General features: G+C 68.2%; 17 protein-coding genes. 7 read left to right on the top strand and 10 right to left on the bottom strand.

Going from position 1 to position 14,361, the window contains the following annotated elements:
• On the top strand, positions 1-425 hold a 425-nt coding region (locus tag GXZ33_RS10175; protein ID WP_291340921.1), incomplete at its 5' end, for a PspA/IM30 family protein.
• A gap of 119 nt (positions 426-544) precedes the next feature.
• The gene (locus GXZ33_RS10170) at positions 545-673 is read left to right on the top strand and encodes a hypothetical protein (protein ID WP_291340920.1); all 129 of its coding nucleotides are present in this window, start codon (positions 545-547) and stop codon (positions 671-673) included.
• Positions 674-864: 191 nt separating this feature from the next.
• Here the strand turns inward: GXZ33_RS10170 and GXZ33_RS10165 are convergent, their stop codons facing one another.
• From GXZ33_RS10165 to GXZ33_RS10155, 3 genes are read right to left on the bottom strand one after another with little or no spacing between them, the layout of a single operon-like run.
• A complete protein-coding gene (locus tag GXZ33_RS10165; RefSeq protein ID WP_291340919.1) occupies positions 865-1,476 on the bottom strand; it encodes an energy-coupling factor transporter transmembrane protein EcfT in 612 nt (203 codons plus the stop codon).
• Complete coding sequence (locus GXZ33_RS10160) at positions 1,473-2,162, bottom strand: ABC transporter ATP-binding protein (RefSeq protein WP_291340918.1); 690 nt, start codon at positions 2,160-2,162, stop codon at positions 1,473-1,475. Before GXZ33_RS10160 ends, GXZ33_RS10165 begins: the two co-directional genes overlap by 4 nt.
• Entirely contained in the window at positions 2,162-2,755 is a 594-nt protein-coding gene (locus tag GXZ33_RS10155; protein WP_291340917.1) for a biotin transporter BioY, read from the bottom strand. Before GXZ33_RS10155 ends, GXZ33_RS10160 begins: the two co-directional genes overlap by 1 nt.
• Positions 2,756-2,833: 78 nt before the next feature.
• Between GXZ33_RS10155 and GXZ33_RS10150 the strand changes: the two genes are divergently transcribed.
• The 3 genes from GXZ33_RS10150 to recX all read left to right on the top strand — a co-directional run bounded on the left by GXZ33_RS10150 (position 2,834) and on the right by recX (position 5,000).
• The gene (locus GXZ33_RS10150; protein WP_291340916.1) at positions 2,834-3,049 is read left to right on the top strand and encodes a DUF3046 domain-containing protein; all 216 of its coding nucleotides are present in this window, start codon (positions 2,834-2,836) and stop codon (positions 3,047-3,049) included.
• A gap of 231 nt (positions 3,050-3,280) precedes the next feature.
• Positions 3,281-4,411, top strand: coding sequence for a recombinase RecA (recA, locus tag GXZ33_RS10145; protein ID WP_291340915.1), 1,131 nt, complete (start codon positions 3,281-3,283; stop codon positions 4,409-4,411).
• 10 nt (positions 4,412-4,421) lie between these two features.
• Entirely contained in the window at positions 4,422-5,000 is a 579-nt protein-coding gene (recX, locus tag GXZ33_RS10140; RefSeq protein WP_291340914.1) for a recombination regulator RecX, read from the top strand.
• A gap of 9 nt (positions 5,001-5,009) precedes the next feature.
• Here recX and GXZ33_RS10135 read toward each other — a convergent pair whose 3' ends face one another.
• From GXZ33_RS10135 to gluA, 5 genes are all read right to left on the bottom strand, one after another.
• Positions 5,010-6,113: a hypothetical protein gene (locus GXZ33_RS10135; RefSeq protein ID WP_291340913.1), complete on the bottom strand. Its 1,104-nt coding sequence runs from the start codon at positions 6,111-6,113 to the stop codon at positions 5,010-5,012.
• 92 nt (positions 6,114-6,205) lie between these two features.
• Positions 6,206-7,144, bottom strand: coding sequence for an amino acid ABC transporter permease (locus GXZ33_RS10130; protein WP_291340912.1), 939 nt, complete (start codon positions 7,142-7,144; stop codon positions 6,206-6,208).
• Complete coding sequence (gluC, locus tag GXZ33_RS10125) at positions 7,144-7,830, bottom strand: glutamate ABC transporter permease GluC (RefSeq protein WP_291340911.1); 687 nt, start codon at positions 7,828-7,830, stop codon at positions 7,144-7,146. The genes GXZ33_RS10130 and gluC overlap by 1 nt, the downstream gene beginning before the upstream one ends.
• A 24-nt stretch (positions 7,831-7,854) precedes the next feature.
• Positions 7,855-8,730, bottom strand: a complete 876-nt coding sequence (locus GXZ33_RS10120) for a glutamate ABC transporter substrate-binding protein (protein ID WP_291340910.1) — start codon at positions 8,728-8,730, stop codon at positions 7,855-7,857.
• Positions 8,731-8,767: 37 nt separating this feature from the next.
• The gene (gene gluA / locus GXZ33_RS10115; protein ID WP_040086034.1) at positions 8,768-9,496 is read right to left on the bottom strand and encodes a glutamate ABC transporter ATP-binding protein GluA; all 729 of its coding nucleotides are present in this window, start codon (positions 9,494-9,496) and stop codon (positions 8,768-8,770) included.
• A 197-nt stretch (positions 9,497-9,693) separates the two neighbouring features.
• On the opposite strand from gluA, the gene miaB reads away from it, so the two are divergent.
• Together miaB and GXZ33_RS10105 are read left to right on the top strand one after the other, a co-directional pair.
• Positions 9,694-11,208, top strand: a complete 1,515-nt coding sequence (gene miaB / locus GXZ33_RS10110; RefSeq protein WP_291340909.1) for a tRNA (N6-isopentenyl adenosine(37)-C2)-methylthiotransferase MiaB — start codon at positions 9,694-9,696, stop codon at positions 11,206-11,208.
• A gap of 50 nt (positions 11,209-11,258) precedes the next feature.
• A complete protein-coding gene (locus GXZ33_RS10105) occupies positions 11,259-11,876 on the top strand; it encodes a hypothetical protein (protein ID WP_291340908.1) in 618 nt (205 codons plus the stop codon).
• Here GXZ33_RS10105 and GXZ33_RS10100 read toward each other — a convergent pair.
• Positions 11,873-12,895 (bottom strand): GNAT family protein, encoded by a 1,023-nt coding sequence (locus tag GXZ33_RS10100; RefSeq protein WP_291340907.1) that lies wholly within the window; start codon positions 12,893-12,895, stop codon positions 11,873-11,875. The genes GXZ33_RS10105 and GXZ33_RS10100 overlap by 4 nt on opposite strands.
• Position 12,896: 1 nt before the next feature.
• A complete protein-coding gene (locus tag GXZ33_RS10095) occupies positions 12,897-14,261 on the bottom strand; it encodes a DUF349 domain-containing protein (RefSeq protein WP_291340906.1) in 1,365 nt (454 codons plus the stop codon).
• Between the last annotated feature and the right edge of the window lie 100 nt (positions 14,262-14,361).

Genomic DNA, 14,361 nt, shown 5'->3' with positions numbered 1-14,361 from the left:
AGCAGGCCGTCGAGCGCAACGCCATGGCCCTGCAGCAGAAGGTCGCCGAGCGCACCAAGCTGCTCTCCCAGCTGGAGCAGGCCAAGATGCAGGAGAAGGTCTCCGAGTCCCTGCAGTCCATGAACGCGATCACCGCCGGTTCCACCCCGAACCTGGATCAGGTGCGTGAGAAGATCGAGCGTCGTTACGCGAACGCCCTCGGTCAGGCCGAGCTGGCCCAGAACTCCGTCGAGGGCCGCATGGCCGAGGTGCAGCAGGCCGGCATCCAGATGGCCGGTCACTCCCGCCTCGAGCAGATCCGCGCCGAGATGCAGGGCGGTGGTCAGCTGACCTCCGGCCAGGCTGACAAGGCCATCGAGGGCGGCGCCACGAACGTCACCGACGACGCCGTCGCCCAGCGCATGCGTGAGCTGCGCGGCGAGTAGCCTGTTTGTCGACGACACCCCGGAGGGCCGCTGTCCAGCGGCCCCCGGGGTGTCAACGATTCAGTCACGGGACGCCACAGACCCTTGACGTGACATGCGACACGCCTACAGTTGGGGGTATGAACATCGTCGCAGACTACCTCCGTTTCCTGTCCTCCATGGGTGGCTTCCTCTCCTCGCTGGCGCTGAGCCTGCTGGGCATCCCCCAGTGCGGTCTCCACGACACCCGCGGTTGCGTGCACGAATAGCACCTAGCACCCCGACCCCCGGAATTTCGGTAACCTGGGAGCCATGAGCAGCCTTTTTCTTCTGTACACGACCCTGATGTCCTCCGTCCTGTCCTCCCTGTCCTCCATCCCGTACCTTCCGTTCTGACGGAAATGAAGCGACGCGGCCCGGGAACTTCCCGGGCCGCGTCGCTGTGTCTGGGGTGGTGCCGTCAGTCGGCTGCGCCGCGGGCGATGAGTGCCTCGGCCAGCAGACGGGCCCGGCGGATCGAGCGGACGAGCACGGGGGTGCCGAACGCGGCCACGGAGAAACCGGCGCCGCGGGCCTTCCGTGCAGCGAGAACCTCGTGGACGGTGGCCAGCTGCAGGGGGATGAGACGCAGCGTCAGTGACACCGCGAGGGAGATCGTCTCGACGGGCAGCCCGACACGCTCGAAGGGGGCGAGCCCCCGCTCGATGGCACCCATGAGCTCGGCGACGGTGGTGGTCAGCGTCAGCAGGGCGGCCGCCGCCACCGAGGCGAAGAGGACGAGCACGGTCGTCAGCGCGAACTCCCAGCCGCGCTGCCACCACTGGAAGGCACCGAGCACGAGCAGGACCGGCAGGACCGGCAGAGTCTGGCCGAGGGCGGTGCGCAGGGGCACGCGCGCCACGACGTAGCCGAGCACGACCACAGCCAGCCAGGTCGCCGCCACGAACGGTGTCTTGACCAGGAAGGTCGAGGCGAGGATGAACGCCAGGAGGCACAGGAACTTCCAGCCGGCGGGCAGGCGGTGGATGGGTGTGGTGCCCGGCAGGTACACACCCAGCGGGATGTTCCTCATGCCAGCATCAGGGAACGGTAGTGGGCGCAGACCTCGGCGGGGGAGCCGTCGGCGATGATCCGGCCCTCGTCGAGGCAGAGCACGCGGTCGAAGTCCGCGAGGATGTCCAGGTCGTGGGTGACCACGATGAGCTGCTGCTCGAGGGCGGCGAACTCGCGGGCAATGCGGGCCCGGTTGCGCAGGTCGAGCAGTGTGGTCGGCTCATCGGCGATGATGAGGTCCGGCTCGATGACCAGCACGGACGCCAGGGCCAGCAGCTGCTTCTGGCCGCCGGACAGGGTGTGCGGGGAGTTCTCCGCGAGTCCGGTGAGGCCGAAGCGGGCCAGGGCGGCGTCGACACGCGCGTCCCGCTCGGCGCGGGAGAGCCTGAGGCGGCGGAGGGAGAAGGCGACGTCGTCACGCACCTGGGGCATGACGATCTGGTTCTCCGCGTCGGAGAACACGAAGCCGACGCGGCGGCGGATGTCGCGGCCGTGGCGGGCGACGTCGGCGGCGTCGACAAGTACGCGGCCGGAGGTGGGGTCACCGAGGCCGTTGATGAGTCGGGCGAGCGTCGACTTGCCGGAACCGTTCGCGCCGATGATGCCGATGCGGTGCTCGGTCAGCGTGAGTGAGATCCGGTCCAGAGTGGGGGAGACGTCCCCGTCGAAGGTGACGGAGACGTCTTCAAAGGTGATGGTGGGCATTATTTACGACGTGCCAGCAGATCCGGGAAGGCGGCGTGGATACCGAGGGCGATGACGACCATGAAGGCGAACTTGGCGGCGTCCGGGAGGACGAACGCGCCCTGGGCGATGATGGACTCCGTCAGGGACATGCCCGCACGCCACACAAGGCCGAGGGCACCGAGGGTGTACTGCAGGAGCAGGCCGACGGCGGCGGCGACGGTGAACCAGATGGCCTGCTCGCCGCGCTTCTTCGGGCGGGCACGGTAGGCGAGGAAGCCGGCGACACCGGCGGAGACGAGGTAACCGGCGAGGTAGCCGACGGTCGGGCCGGCGAGGGCGGACAGGGTGGTGCGGCCACCGGCGAGGACCGGCAGGCCGATGAGACCCAGGAAGAGGAAGAGCGCGGCGGCCAGGAAGCCGCGGCGGCCGCCGAGCACGAGGCCGGCGAGGACGATCGCCGCGTTCTGCAGGACGATCGGGACGCCGGCGGCTCCGACGGGGATGGACACGAAGGCCAACACGATGATGAGGGCGGCGAAGACGGCGATGTAGGCCAGGTCCTGCACCGCGGAACGGGAGGTGCGGGCGGGGCGCGCAGCAGTGGTGGTCATGGCGGAAACGATAGCATTGAACGCCGTTCAGCACGGTGTCGGGGCGGCCTGTGGATGGTGTGTCGGTACGATCGTGGCATGCGACTGGCGGAATTCCATGAACTGCTCGCGGACGAGTTCGGACGGGCCAAGGCCCGGCACATCGTCCACAGCCACTACCTCGCGGGGCTCGGCGGGGTGGTCGGGGACCTCGTCGAGGAGGGGGCTGACCTGCGGAGTGTGTGGGAGGAGATCTGCCGTGACTTCGACGTCCCGGAGGAGCGGCGTCTGGGCCGGGAACGTCCGGGCCGCTGACGTTGTGTTCGAACGGGTGTGCGTGTATGTTCGAGGTCGATGATCCTCATGTCCCGCCCTGTGGATACGGTGGGGCCCGGATCGAGCACTCGTGACCGACCTGTCGGATCCGGGATCCTTTCGGGGACGACCGGGGTCTAAGGGGGTGTGGACATCTGCACACCCGACCCAGCAACCGACGACACCGGTATCTCCGGCACCATCGACCACCCAACAGAAGGAACCGTCACCATGGCATCCAAGAAGAAGGCCACCGCCCAGAAGGGCGATGACCGCCAGAAGGCTCTCGATGCAGCCCTGGCGATGATCGAGAAGGACTTCGGCAAGGGCGCGGTCATGCGTCTGGGTGACGACAACCGCCCGCCGATCCAGGTCATCTCCTCCGGTAACACCGCCATCGACGTGGCGCTCGGCATCGGCGGCTACCCGCGTGGCCGCATCATCGAGGTCTACGGTCCGGAGTCCTCCGGTAAGACCACCGTGGCCCTCCACGCGATCGCCCAGGCCCAGAAGGCCGGCGGCATCGCCGCTTTCATCGACGCCGAGCACGCGCTCGACCCCGACTACGCCAAGAAGCTCGGCGTGGACACCGACGCCCTGCTCGTGTCCCAGCCGGACACCGGTGAGCAGGCCCTTGAGATCGCCGACATGCTCGTGCGTTCCGGCGCCATCGACATCATCGTCATCGACTCCGTCGCCGCACTCACCCCGAAGGCCGAGATCGAGGGCGAGATGGGTGACTCCCACGTCGGTCTCCAGGCCCGCCTCATGAGCCAGGCGCTGCGCAAGATGACCGGTGCGCTGCACACCTCCGGCACCACCGCGATCTTCATCAACCAGCTGCGTGAGAAGATCGGCGTCATGTTCGGTTCCCCCGAGACCACCACCGGCGGTAAGGCCCTGAAGTTCTACGCCTCCGTGCGCCTCGACGTCCGTCGTATCCAGACCCTCAAGGACGGCCAGGACGCGATCGGCAACCGGACCCGCGTCAAGGTGGTCAAGAACAAGGTCTCCCCGCCGTTCAAGATCGCCGAGTTCGACATCATCTACGGCGAGGGCATCTCCCGCGAGTCCTCGCTCATCGACATGGGCGTGGAGAACGGCATCGTGAAGAAGTCCGGCTCCTGGTACACCTACGAGGGTGACCAGCTCGGCCAGGGCAAGGAGAAGGCCCGCCTGCTGCTCAAGGAGACCCCCGAGCTGGCCGATGAGATCGAGCGCAAGATCTTCGCCAAGCTCGGCATCGGCCCGGACGCCGCCACGGACGAGGACAGCCTCAGCGACGACCCGGTGGACATGGTCCCGAACGTCGACTTCGACGACGAGGCGGAGGCCGGCAGCGCAGCCGCAGCCGCCAAGTAGGGGAGCGCCGGTGACCAGCCAGGAGCAGAAGATCGCGCAGCTGCGCGCGGCGATGGCGGAGTACACGCCCGGCAGCCTCTTCGACCATGAGGCCGAGGAGGCGAAGGCCGCGGTCCGCCGCCGGGCACTGCTGCTTCTCGACGCCCGCGCGCGGTCCCGCCACGAACTGCGCGGCCGCCTGGTGGATCTGGAGTTCGATCCGGTGGTCATCGACGACGTCCTCGATGACCTGGCCGGTGTCGGCCTGCTCAACGACGCGGTCTTCGCCCACGAGTGGGTACGGCAGCGTCACGCCCGCCGTGGCAAGTCCGCCCGGGTGCTCGACCGTGAGCTCCGCGACAAGGGCGTCGCGGCAGGGGTGCGCGCCGAGGCCCTGGAGCAGATCGACCCCGCGGACGAGGAACAGATGGCACGCAGCCTCGCCGAGAAGAAGGCCCGCTCCGTGCGCACCGCCCCGGCGGACCGCGCCGAGTCGGACAAGATGCTGCGCCGTATCGTCGGCGTGCTCGCCCGGCGGGGATTCAACCAGGGGATGAGCCTGCGCATCGCCAGGGAGGCGTTGGCCGCGCGGGTGGAGGAACTGGTCTGACAAGCTCCGTCAGCGGGTGCCCAGAAGCGTCAGGTCCCACTCCTCCATCCACTCGGCGATGGGGGTGACCGTGGTCTCGCGACGGTGATTGTGTTCCGCGGCAGTCAACCCCACGGCCCACAGGCCTTCGTCGGTCACGGCGACGACGGGGCCTCCGGAGTCCCCGCCCTCGGCTTCCAGGTGTGCGAGGATCTGTCCGCCCGGCGTCATGCCGAGGTATTCTCCGCAGGAGACACCCGACGTCCGGCCGAGGCGACACAGCCGCGGCCGGTGTTCCCCGACCCATACCGCGTCCTTGACCCCGAGGAGCGGTTCCGCGAAGGGGAGCTCATGGGAGTCGATGAGCCGGTCATCCTCGATGTCGATGACGGCGATGTCGACGTTGTCGGTGTGGTGATCGTAGGCCTGGCGCACGAGGGTTCCCACCTCGACGCTGCCGATCTCCTCGAACGGGTTGGCGCTGATGACCGATCCGACGTGCCCGCAGTGGCCCGCGGTGAGAACCTGTTCCCGCCCCTCGTGTCCGACGAAGAATCCGAAGGTGCAGTACCCGGACTGGGCCTGGGTGCTCTCGGAGTGGAAGCTGGCTCCCGGCATGACCCGGTTGGGGTACCGCAGCCATTCCCAGGGCTCTGCATCGTCGAACACCCCGTCGGCTGAGGCCTGCGTGAGGTAGCCGGGCGGGGCCTGTGGCATGCGGTGCGGGAACGGACGCGTCGGGGGCCACGGCGGGGCGGGTTCCTGCCAGTCGATCTCGGTGATGGTGGTGTCGTACAGGTGCGGCGCGGACATCCACGCCCCCTCGCTCCGGTTCATGCCCGAGCAGGTGTACAGGGCGGGGAATTCCTGGTGGTCGCCGTTCGACACGTCGGTGCGGACCCGGACGAGGCCCTCGGCGTCGGAGGTCCGCTCGAAGGACTCCACCACGTGCGGGCTGGACTTGAGGTTGAGGTAATCCTCCGACTGCGCCAGGAGCTGGAACTCGAAGCGGCAGGCCTCGGCCAGGTCGGAGTGCATCTGTTCGTCGCTCACGTCGGGGCCGCCCAGGCCGGGAGTGCACCCCACGAGGAGCGTGGTCAGGAATGCGGCGAGCGCCGCCCGTGGTTTCCACATGCAAAGTACCTTATGGTATCGAGGTGCGGGGTGAGGGCGGACAGGGCGACGCCGCCCTCGACCACGGGGGTTGAGGGCGGCGTCGACAAGTTCTACTGACCCGGGTTCCTGATCTCGACGTAGTCGGGGTCGTGCCAGTCGACGTTGACGTTGTCCTTGGTGTCGAGGCCCTGGTCGGGCATCTCGGGGACCTTGGCCACGATGTTGCGGCGGGCACGGCCGGCGCGCAGCTGTCGCTCGATGCGCTGGGCCAGCGAGGTGAGCGCCCAGTTGATGAGGATCATGATGATCGCCACGACCGTCAGCGAGGCCAGGAAGTTCTGGTTCACGGACGCGGTCTGGATACCGGAGCGGACGACCTCGACGTAACCGATCTGGTAGCCGAGCGCGGAGTCCTTCAGCGCGATGACCATCTGCGCGATGAGCGCCGGCAGCATCGCGGCGATCGCCTGCGGCAGGAGGATCGTACGCATCGTCTGCGCATGGGACATGCCCAGGGCGCGGGCGGCCTCGGTCTGCCCCTTGGGCAGGGACTTGATGCCGGAGCGGAGGATCTCGGCGATGACGGAGCCGTTGTACATCGTCAGTCCGAAGACGACCGCCGCGAAGGCCAGTTCCCGGGGCGGGACCATGCGGTAGATGGCGAACATCTGGTACGCGAAGATCATGAGCAGCAGCACCGGGATGGCGCGGAAGAACTCGACGATCACCGCGCAGATCCAGCGCAGCCACGCCATCTCCGAGAGGCGTCCCAGGCCGAGGAGCACACCGAGGACCATGGCCAGGATGATGGAGACGAACGCGGACTTCAGGGTGCCCCACAGGCCCGGCAGGATGTAGGTCCGCCAGGTGAGGGAATCCAGGAACGGGGTCCACTTGGCGGCGGTGAGCTGGCCGTTCTCGTTGAGGGTCCAGATGATCCAGCCGGCCACCAGGACCGTGAACACCGCGGTGAGAATGGTGAAGATGATGTTGTTGCGACGACCGCGGGGACCGGGGGCGTCGTAGAGCACTGTGGCGCGTACGGACATTATTTCCTCACCGCCATCCGGTCGGAGAGACGGCCGAGGGCCAGGCCCGTGGGCAGGGTCAGGATGATGAAGCCCAGCGCGAAGATGCCGAACACCACGAAGAGCATGTTGGCGTGGTTCTCGATGGTGGCCTTCATCAGCAGCGAGGCCTCCGCCACACCGATCGCCGAGGCGATGGTGGTGTTTTTCGTCAGCGCGATGAGCGTGTTGCCCAGGGGGATGATCGCCGCGCGGACGGCCTGCGGGAAGACGATGTTGCCGAAGATCTGGCTGAAGGACAGACCCAGGGAACGGGCGGCCTCCGCCTGCCCGAAGTGGACGGTGTTGATGCCGGACCGCAGCGACTCGGCGACGAACGCCGAGGTGTAGAGCACGAAGCCGAGGACCGCGAGCCGGAAGTTGTTGTCCACCAGGAAGGTGGGGGAGGACCGGTCGGCCATGACCAGACCGAGGTTCTGGTACAGGCCGAAGGAACAGAAGATGATGATCAGCGTGAGCGGGGTGTTACGGACCGTGTTGATGTAGAACGTGGCCAACCCGCGCAGGATCTTCACGGGGGAGACCCTCATGGCGGTGAGAATGGTACCGAGGATCATCGACCCGATGGCGGAGTAGACCGTCAGCTGGATGGTCAGCCAGAAAGCCGGCCACAACCGGGGACCGAGCTCGGCCCATAGCGTTGTCATGAGGGGCTCCTTGTCGGCGGGCTGCTAGTTGTCGAGGAAGGACAGGTCGCCCGGGGTGCCCGGGGAGACGGCCTCGTCACCACCGAGGTTCTTCTGCAGCAGGTTGTCGAACTCGCCGGACTCGTGCAGCTTGGTCAGGGCGGCGTTGATGGCGTCGGTGCCCTCGGCGTCGTCCTTGGCCAGGCCGACACCGTAGTACTCGTTGGTGAACGGCGCGCCGTCCTTCTCCATCTCGATGACCTTGAACTGGCCCGGGGCCTGCGCGGAGTAGCCGAGCAGGATGGTCGCGTCGGTGGTCATCGCGTCGATGTTGCCCTGGCGCAGTGCCTCGACGCAGGAGGAGTAGGTGTCGTACTCCTGCAGCTGGACACCCGGGAGAGCGTCCTTGACCTTCTGGGCCGGGGTGGAGCCGGTGACGGAGCAGAGGATCTTGCCGTCGAGGGACTCGAGGTCGGAGATCTCGGTCTCGTCCTCACGGACCAGGAGCGCCTGGTGGGTGATGAGGTAGGGGCCACCGAAGTTGACGGACTCGGAGCGGCCCTTGTTGATGGAGTACGTCGCGGCGATGAGATCGACCTCGCCGTTCTGGATGAGGGTCTCACGCTGGGCGGAAGGGGTCTCACGCCAGGTGACGGTCGGGGCGTCCCAGCCCTTGTCCTCGGCGATGTGGTTGACGATGTACTCCGCGATGTCGACGTCGAGGCCGGCCATGGAACCGTCCGGGTTGCGCAGGCCGAGGCCCGGCTGGTCGTACTTGGTGCCGATGGTCACGTTGCCGGACTCGATGGCGGCGAGCATGCCGTCACCGCTGCCGGAGGAGTCGCCGCAGGCGGCGAGGGTGACGCCGGCGAGGACGACGGAGGAGGTGAGGGCGGAGAGGCGGAGGATGTTGCGCTTCATGGGTCTTTTTCCTTTGTGGTGTAAGTGGAGGGGGAAATCAGTGGGAGAGGATCTTGCCGAGGAAGTCCTTGGCACGGTCCGTCTTCGGGTTGGTGAAGAACTCCTCGGGAGTGTCGTCCTCGACGATCGCTCCGTCGGCCATGAACAGGACCCGGTCCGCGGCGCGGCGCGCGAACCCCATCTCATGGGTGACCACCACCATGGTCATGCCTTCCTTGACCAGGCTGGCCATGACGTCGAGGACCTCATTGACCATCTCGGGGTCGAGGGCGGAGGTCGGTTCGTCGAAAAGCATGATCTTCGGGTTCATCGCCAACGCACGTGCGATGGCGACGCGCTGCTGCTGTCCACCGGACAGCTGCGCCGGGTACTTGCTGGCCTGGTTGGCGATGCCGACGCGTTCCAGCAGGGTCATGGCGCGTTTCTCGGCGTCCGCCTTCTTCATCTTCCGGACCTTCATCGGGCCGAGGGTGACGTTGTCCTTGATCGTCAGGTGCGGGAAGAGGTTGAAGGACTGGAAGACCATGCCGACGTCGGCGCGCAGCCGGGCCAGGTCGCGGCCCTCCTCGGGGAGGAGGACACCGTCGATCTCGATGGTGCCGGACTCGATGGTCTCGAGGCGGTTGATCGTGCGGCACAGGGTGGACTTACCGGAGCCGGAGGGCCCGAGGACGACGACGACCTGGCCCTTGGGGACCTCGAGATTGATGTCCTTGAGCGCCTGGAAGTCATCGAAGTACTTCTGCACGTCCGTCATCCGGATCATGGGTGATCCCGTGTCCGGTGGAACACGATCCGAAGCAGGTGTGGTCTGGGTCATAGTCTGATCTTAGACATAAGCGGGCCTTGGTCATACGACTTTGAGTTAACTTTTCTGCAACATCGCGAAGTCTGCTAACTTCCGGCCGGTCACGGCCGTCACCGTTTAGGTCGCCACCAGCACGGTCGTTACAATGGCCTACCGTGGCACAGCTTGAGACCGACACCCCCCGCACCTACGAAGTGCGCACCTTCGGGTGCCAGATGAACGTGCACGACTCCGAGCGTCTCTCGGGTCTGCTCGAGGAGGCCGGCTACACCGCCGCCGGCGAAAATGACCCCGACCTCATCGTGTTCAACACCTGCGCCGTCCGCGAGAACGCCGACGAACGCCTCTACGGCACCCTCGGCCAGCTCCGCGCCACCAAGCGTGAGCAGCCGGGCCTGCAGATTGCCGTCGGCGGCTGTCTGGCGCAGAAGGACCGTGACACCGTGGTGCAGAAGGCCCCGTGGGTCGACGTGGTGTTCGGCACCCACAACATCGGCTCCCTGCCGACCCTGCTGGAACGCGCCCGGCACAACGAGGAGGCGCAGGTCGAGATCGTCGACGCCCTCGAGGCGTTCCCCTCCGTCCTGCCCGCCAAGCGCGAGTCCGCCTACGCGGGCTGGGTGTCCGTGTCGGTCGGCTGCAACAACACGTGCACCTTCTGCATCGTCCCCGCGCTGCGCGGCAAGGAGATCGACCGCCGCCCGGGCGACATCCTCGCCGAGGTACAGGCCCTGGTCGACCAGGGTGTCACCGAGGTGACCCTGCTGGGACAGAACGTCAACGCCTACGGCGTCAACTTCGCCGACCCGGAGCTGGAGCGTGACCGCAGCGCCTTCTCCAAGCTGCTGCGCGCCTGCGGTGAGATCGAGGGCCTGGAGCGCCTGCGCTTCACCTCCCCGCACCCGGCCGAGTTCACCTCCGACGTCATCGACGCCATGGCCGAGACCCCGGTCGTGTGCCCGCAGCTGCACATGCCGCTGCAGTCCGGCTCGGACAAGGTGCTCAAGGAGATGCGGCGCTCCTACCGTTCCGCGAAGTTCCTCGGCATCCTCGACGAGGTCCGGGAGAAGATCCCGCACGCCTCCATCACCACCGACATCATCGTCGGCTTCCCCGGCGAGACGGAGGAGGACTTCCAGGGCACCCTCGACGTCGTGGAGAAGGCCCGCTTCACCTCGGCGTACACCTTCCAGTACTCCCCGCGCCCGGGCACCCCGGCCGCCGAGTACGAGGACCAGATCCCCAAGGAGGTCGTCCAGGAGCGCTTCGAGCGTCTCCTCGCCCTCCAGGAGCGCATCTCCGGTGAGGAGAACGCGAAGCTCGTCGGCACCGAGGTGGAGCTGCTCGTCCAGGCCGAAGGCCGCAAGAAGACCGGCCGCATGACCGGCCGCGCCCGCGACGGACGCCTCGTGCACTTCGCCCCGCAGGGCAACCTCGATGGCGACATCCGTCCCGGTGACATCGTCACCACCACGGTCACCGCCTCCGCACCGCACCATCTGCTTGCCGACGCCACCGTGCTCACCCACCGCCGCACCCGCGCCGGCGACATGTCCGCCGCCGGACAGGTCCCCACGACCGAGCCCATCGGCGTCGGCCTGGGGCTGCCGTCCATCGGACGCCCGGAGCCCTCGGCACCCTCGGCCGCCGCGGATTCCTGCGGCTGCTGACGTAGGCTGCATAGAAAGTCACCACCGACCCCCAGAGGAGAACACCGACCGTGAGTAACGTCCCACAGGAGCTCGCCACCCGTGAGAAGCGCGTGGCTTCCCGCCTGGATCTGGGAGGTCGGCTCTGGTTGTTCGTCGCGGCCGTCGTCCTCTACGCGGTGTCGCTCGTCCTGCCGCAGGCCGGCTCCGTCCGGGGCTACGAGGTCCTGTTCCAGCTGCAGCCGGCCGCCGACGCCGGGATCAAGATCACCGAGTACGTCTACGCCGTCCTCGCCTTCCTCGGCGTCGGTGTGCTGACCACACTCACGCTGTTGACCCGCCGCCTGTTCGTGGCCATCCCCGCGTGGATGATCACCACCGTCGGCACCGCGTACTCGCTTTTCGCCCTCTGGCTGCGGCAGACCCGCGCCAACGCCGACGACGGCGTCGAGATGAACCTCGGCTTCTGGATCTCCCTGCTGGCACTGGTCCTCGCCTTCCTCGGCTACGCGATGACCATGTTCCGCCGTAACCCGGAACAGGAGAAGCTGGCCCGCGACCGCGCCAGCTCCGACAACCTCGACGAGGTCGGCCGCATGCAGCAGCAGGCCAACATCTCCCCGGAGGAGAACCCGCTGCTCATCGACGACCGCCGTTCCCGCGCCAGCGAGCGTCACCAGAAGGACTAGAGACGCTTCTGCCAGCCGGATCCGCCGCTGACGACCCACCACCCGAGCCGACGGTTGATGTCGACCATCCAGGTGTTGTCGGCGGCGTTCGACGTGTAGACGCGCGTCGCCCCGAGGTGCTCCGCCGCCGCGCGCAGGGCCTCCTGCTTGATGCGCAGGCCGTAGCCGTTGCCGCGGGCCCGCACGTCGATGACGGTGATGCCCTGCTCCGCGATGCCCGGCTCGGAGCCGGGGAAGCGGGTGATCTCACTGATGCCGATGACCCCGGTGGCGTCGGAGAGCACGACGCTGACCATCTCCCGTCCGGTGGTGACCACCCGGCGGGCGGCCGCCGCCAGCCGCTCCCGCGTCCAGTCGACGGGCTCGGCGACGAGCCCACCGGTGGGGACGTCGACGGAGGCGCGGTGGTAGAGGGCGAGGACGCCGTCGATAAGCGGGGGCGGGAAGCGGAGGTTGCGGACCACCTCCACGGTGACCCCTGAGGGCCAGTCGGGCGTGCCCGCGTCCACTTCAACGACACCCTGGATCTCCGTGAGGCCGAGGGAGTAGCCGCGTTCGCGGAGGAGGTCGGCCCACTCGCCGGTGCCCGGGGTCTCGTCGGCGGGGTGGAGCAGCCAGGTCTGCACGACGCTGCGCCCCAGGCGGGCGGTGACGGCCTCGGCCTCCGCGAACAGCGTGGACAGCACCGTGCGGCCCTCCGACTCGAAACCGGCACCCGGGAGGGGGAGATGGCCCGCGTCGAGGATGACCTCGGCCTCGACGACGTCGCGGTCCTCCAGCAGGGGAGTGCTGACGAGGAGGTAGCCGGCGGGATCCTCGTCCGGCACCTCCAGGGCGAAGGCGAGGGTGTCGTACTCCACGGAACCGCGCAGGCGGTGCTGCACCCGCTCGACGGAGGTGGAGGAGGCGGTGTCGCCGGTGGTCTCCTGGGCGGCGAGATTGGCGAGGAAGACGAGGTTGACAACGGCATCGGCCGGTTCCGCACCCGGAACCGGCCGATCAATACGGGTGAAACGCACCCTAGAGGTCCTCCACTGCCTTGGCGGCGGCGTCCGCCCACTCCTGCCACTGGGCGGCCTGGGCGCGCAGCTTCTCCGCCTTCCTGGCGTTGCCCTTCGCGGCGGCGGCGTCGGCCTGCGCGGTGAAGTCGGCGACCTTGTCCAGGAACTGCTGGGCGCGGGCCTGGGCCTCCGGGTCGGTGCGGCGCCACTGGGACTCCTCCGCCTCGGAGACACGCTTCTCGATCGCGCCGATCTTGTCCTCGTACTCACGGACCTGGTGGCGGGGGACGTAGCCGATCTCGTCCCACTTCTCCTGCAGTTCACGCAGCTTCGCGCGGGCCCCGTCGAGTCCCTTGGCCGGGTCGATCTGGGCGTCGTACTCGGCGAGGAGGGCGTCCTTGGCCTCGGCGTTGGCGATGAACTCCTTGTCCCGCTCCGCGTTGACGGCGTTACGGGCGTTGAAGAAGTGGTCCTGGGCGGCGCGGAAGGCCTCCCACAGCTTGTCGTCGACATCGCGCGGGGCGCGGCCGGCGGCCTTCCACTCCTTCATCAGGTCGCGGTAGGCACGGGCGGTCTCGTTCCAGTCGGTGGAGTCCTTGAGGGCCTCCGCACGCTCGACGAGGGTCTCCTTGGCGCGGCGGGCGGCGGCGCGGCCCCGGTCCAGCTCCGCGAAGTGGGAGCCGCGGCGACGGTTGAAGGCGTCCCGGGCGCGGGAGTAGCGCTTCCACAGGGCGTCGTCGGTCTTCCGGTCGATGCCGCGGACGGTCTTCCACTCCTCGAGGATGGCGCGCAGGCGGTCGCCGGCGGCCTTCCAGTCGGTGGACTTCTCGGCCAGCTCCTCGGCCTCCGTGGCCAGGGCGTCCTTGCGGGCGATGGCCTGCTCACGGCGGCGGGCGCGGTCGGCCTTGGCCTGCTCACCGGCGGCGTCGGAGTGCTCCATGATGTCACCCAGGCGCTTGTCCAGTCCGACGAGGTCACCGATGACGGCGGCGGTCGGCAGCGTCTGGCGCAGCTGGCCGGCGGTCTCCTTGATGGAGTTCGCGTCGTCCGGGTGGGCCACCAGGCGGGCCTCGAGCAGCTCGACCTCGGTCGCCAGGTCATCGAAGCGGGTGCCGTAGTGGGCGAGGCCCTCCTCGGGGGTGCCGGCCTGCCAGGAGCCGATCTGGCGCTCCCCGTCGGCGGTCCTGACGAAGACGGAGCCGTCGGCGTCGACGCGACCCCACTTGGCGGGGTCGTTCTTCGGCGGGCGGACGGCGGCCGGGGCGGCGGGACGCGGCGAGGGGGTCGGACGGTGGCCGACACCCGGCAGGGGACCAGGCTTCGGGCCCGGACGGAGGCCTGGCTTGGGGCCGGGCGTGGGGGAGGGCGTCGGGGAGTTGGTCATGTCGGGGTCCTTTACTGGTCGTCATGCCGCGCGACACGGCTGCCTGTTGTGCTTCAACTAACATACCGCGCAGCGTTCGGGACTGTCAGCAGGAGTCAGT

The organism is Corynebacterium sp. (genome assembly GCF_012838985.1).
Lineage (GTDB): Bacteria > Actinomycetota > Actinomycetes > Mycobacteriales > Mycobacteriaceae > Corynebacterium.
The sequence above is the reverse complement of the archived record's forward strand: the minus strand, read 5'-3'. Positions and strand labels throughout refer to the sequence as shown.

Coding starts and splice junctions, on each gene's coding strand:
- GXZ33_RS10155 (WP_291340917.1), bottom strand. CDS start 2,755: ATGACCACCACTGCTGCGCGCCCCGCCCGCACCTCCCGTTCCGCGGTG.
- GXZ33_RS10130 (WP_291340912.1), bottom strand. CDS start 7,144: ATGTCCGTACGCGCCACAGTGCTCTACGACGCCCCCGGTCCCCGCGGT.
- GXZ33_RS10150 (WP_291340916.1), top strand. CDS start 2,834: ATGCGACTGGCGGAATTCCATGAACTGCTCGCGGACGAGTTCGGACGG.
- gluC (WP_291340911.1), bottom strand. CDS start 7,830: ATGACAACGCTATGGGCCGAGCTCGGTCCCCGGTTGTGGCCGGCTTTC.
- GXZ33_RS10095 (WP_291340906.1), bottom strand. CDS start 14,261: ATGACCAACTCCCCGACGCCCTCCCCCACGCCCGGCCCCAAGCCAGGC.
- gluA (WP_040086034.1), bottom strand. CDS start 9,496: ATGATCCGGATGACGGACGTGCAGAAGTACTTCGATGACTTCCAGGCG.
- GXZ33_RS10160 (WP_291340918.1), bottom strand. CDS start 2,162: ATGCCCACCATCACCTTTGAAGACGTCTCCGTCACCTTCGACGGGGAC.
- GXZ33_RS10165 (WP_291340919.1), bottom strand. CDS start 1,476: ATGAGGAACATCCCGCTGGGTGTGTACCTGCCGGGCACCACACCCATC.
- GXZ33_RS10135 (WP_291340913.1), bottom strand. CDS start 6,113: ATGTGGAAACCACGGGCGGCGCTCGCCGCATTCCTGACCACGCTCCTC.
- GXZ33_RS10170 (WP_291340920.1), top strand. CDS start 545: ATGAACATCGTCGCAGACTACCTCCGTTTCCTGTCCTCCATGGGTGGC.
- recA (WP_291340915.1), top strand. CDS start 3,281: ATGGCATCCAAGAAGAAGGCCACCGCCCAGAAGGGCGATGACCGCCAG.
- GXZ33_RS10120 (WP_291340910.1), bottom strand. CDS start 8,730: ATGAAGCGCAACATCCTCCGCCTCTCCGCCCTCACCTCCTCCGTCGTC.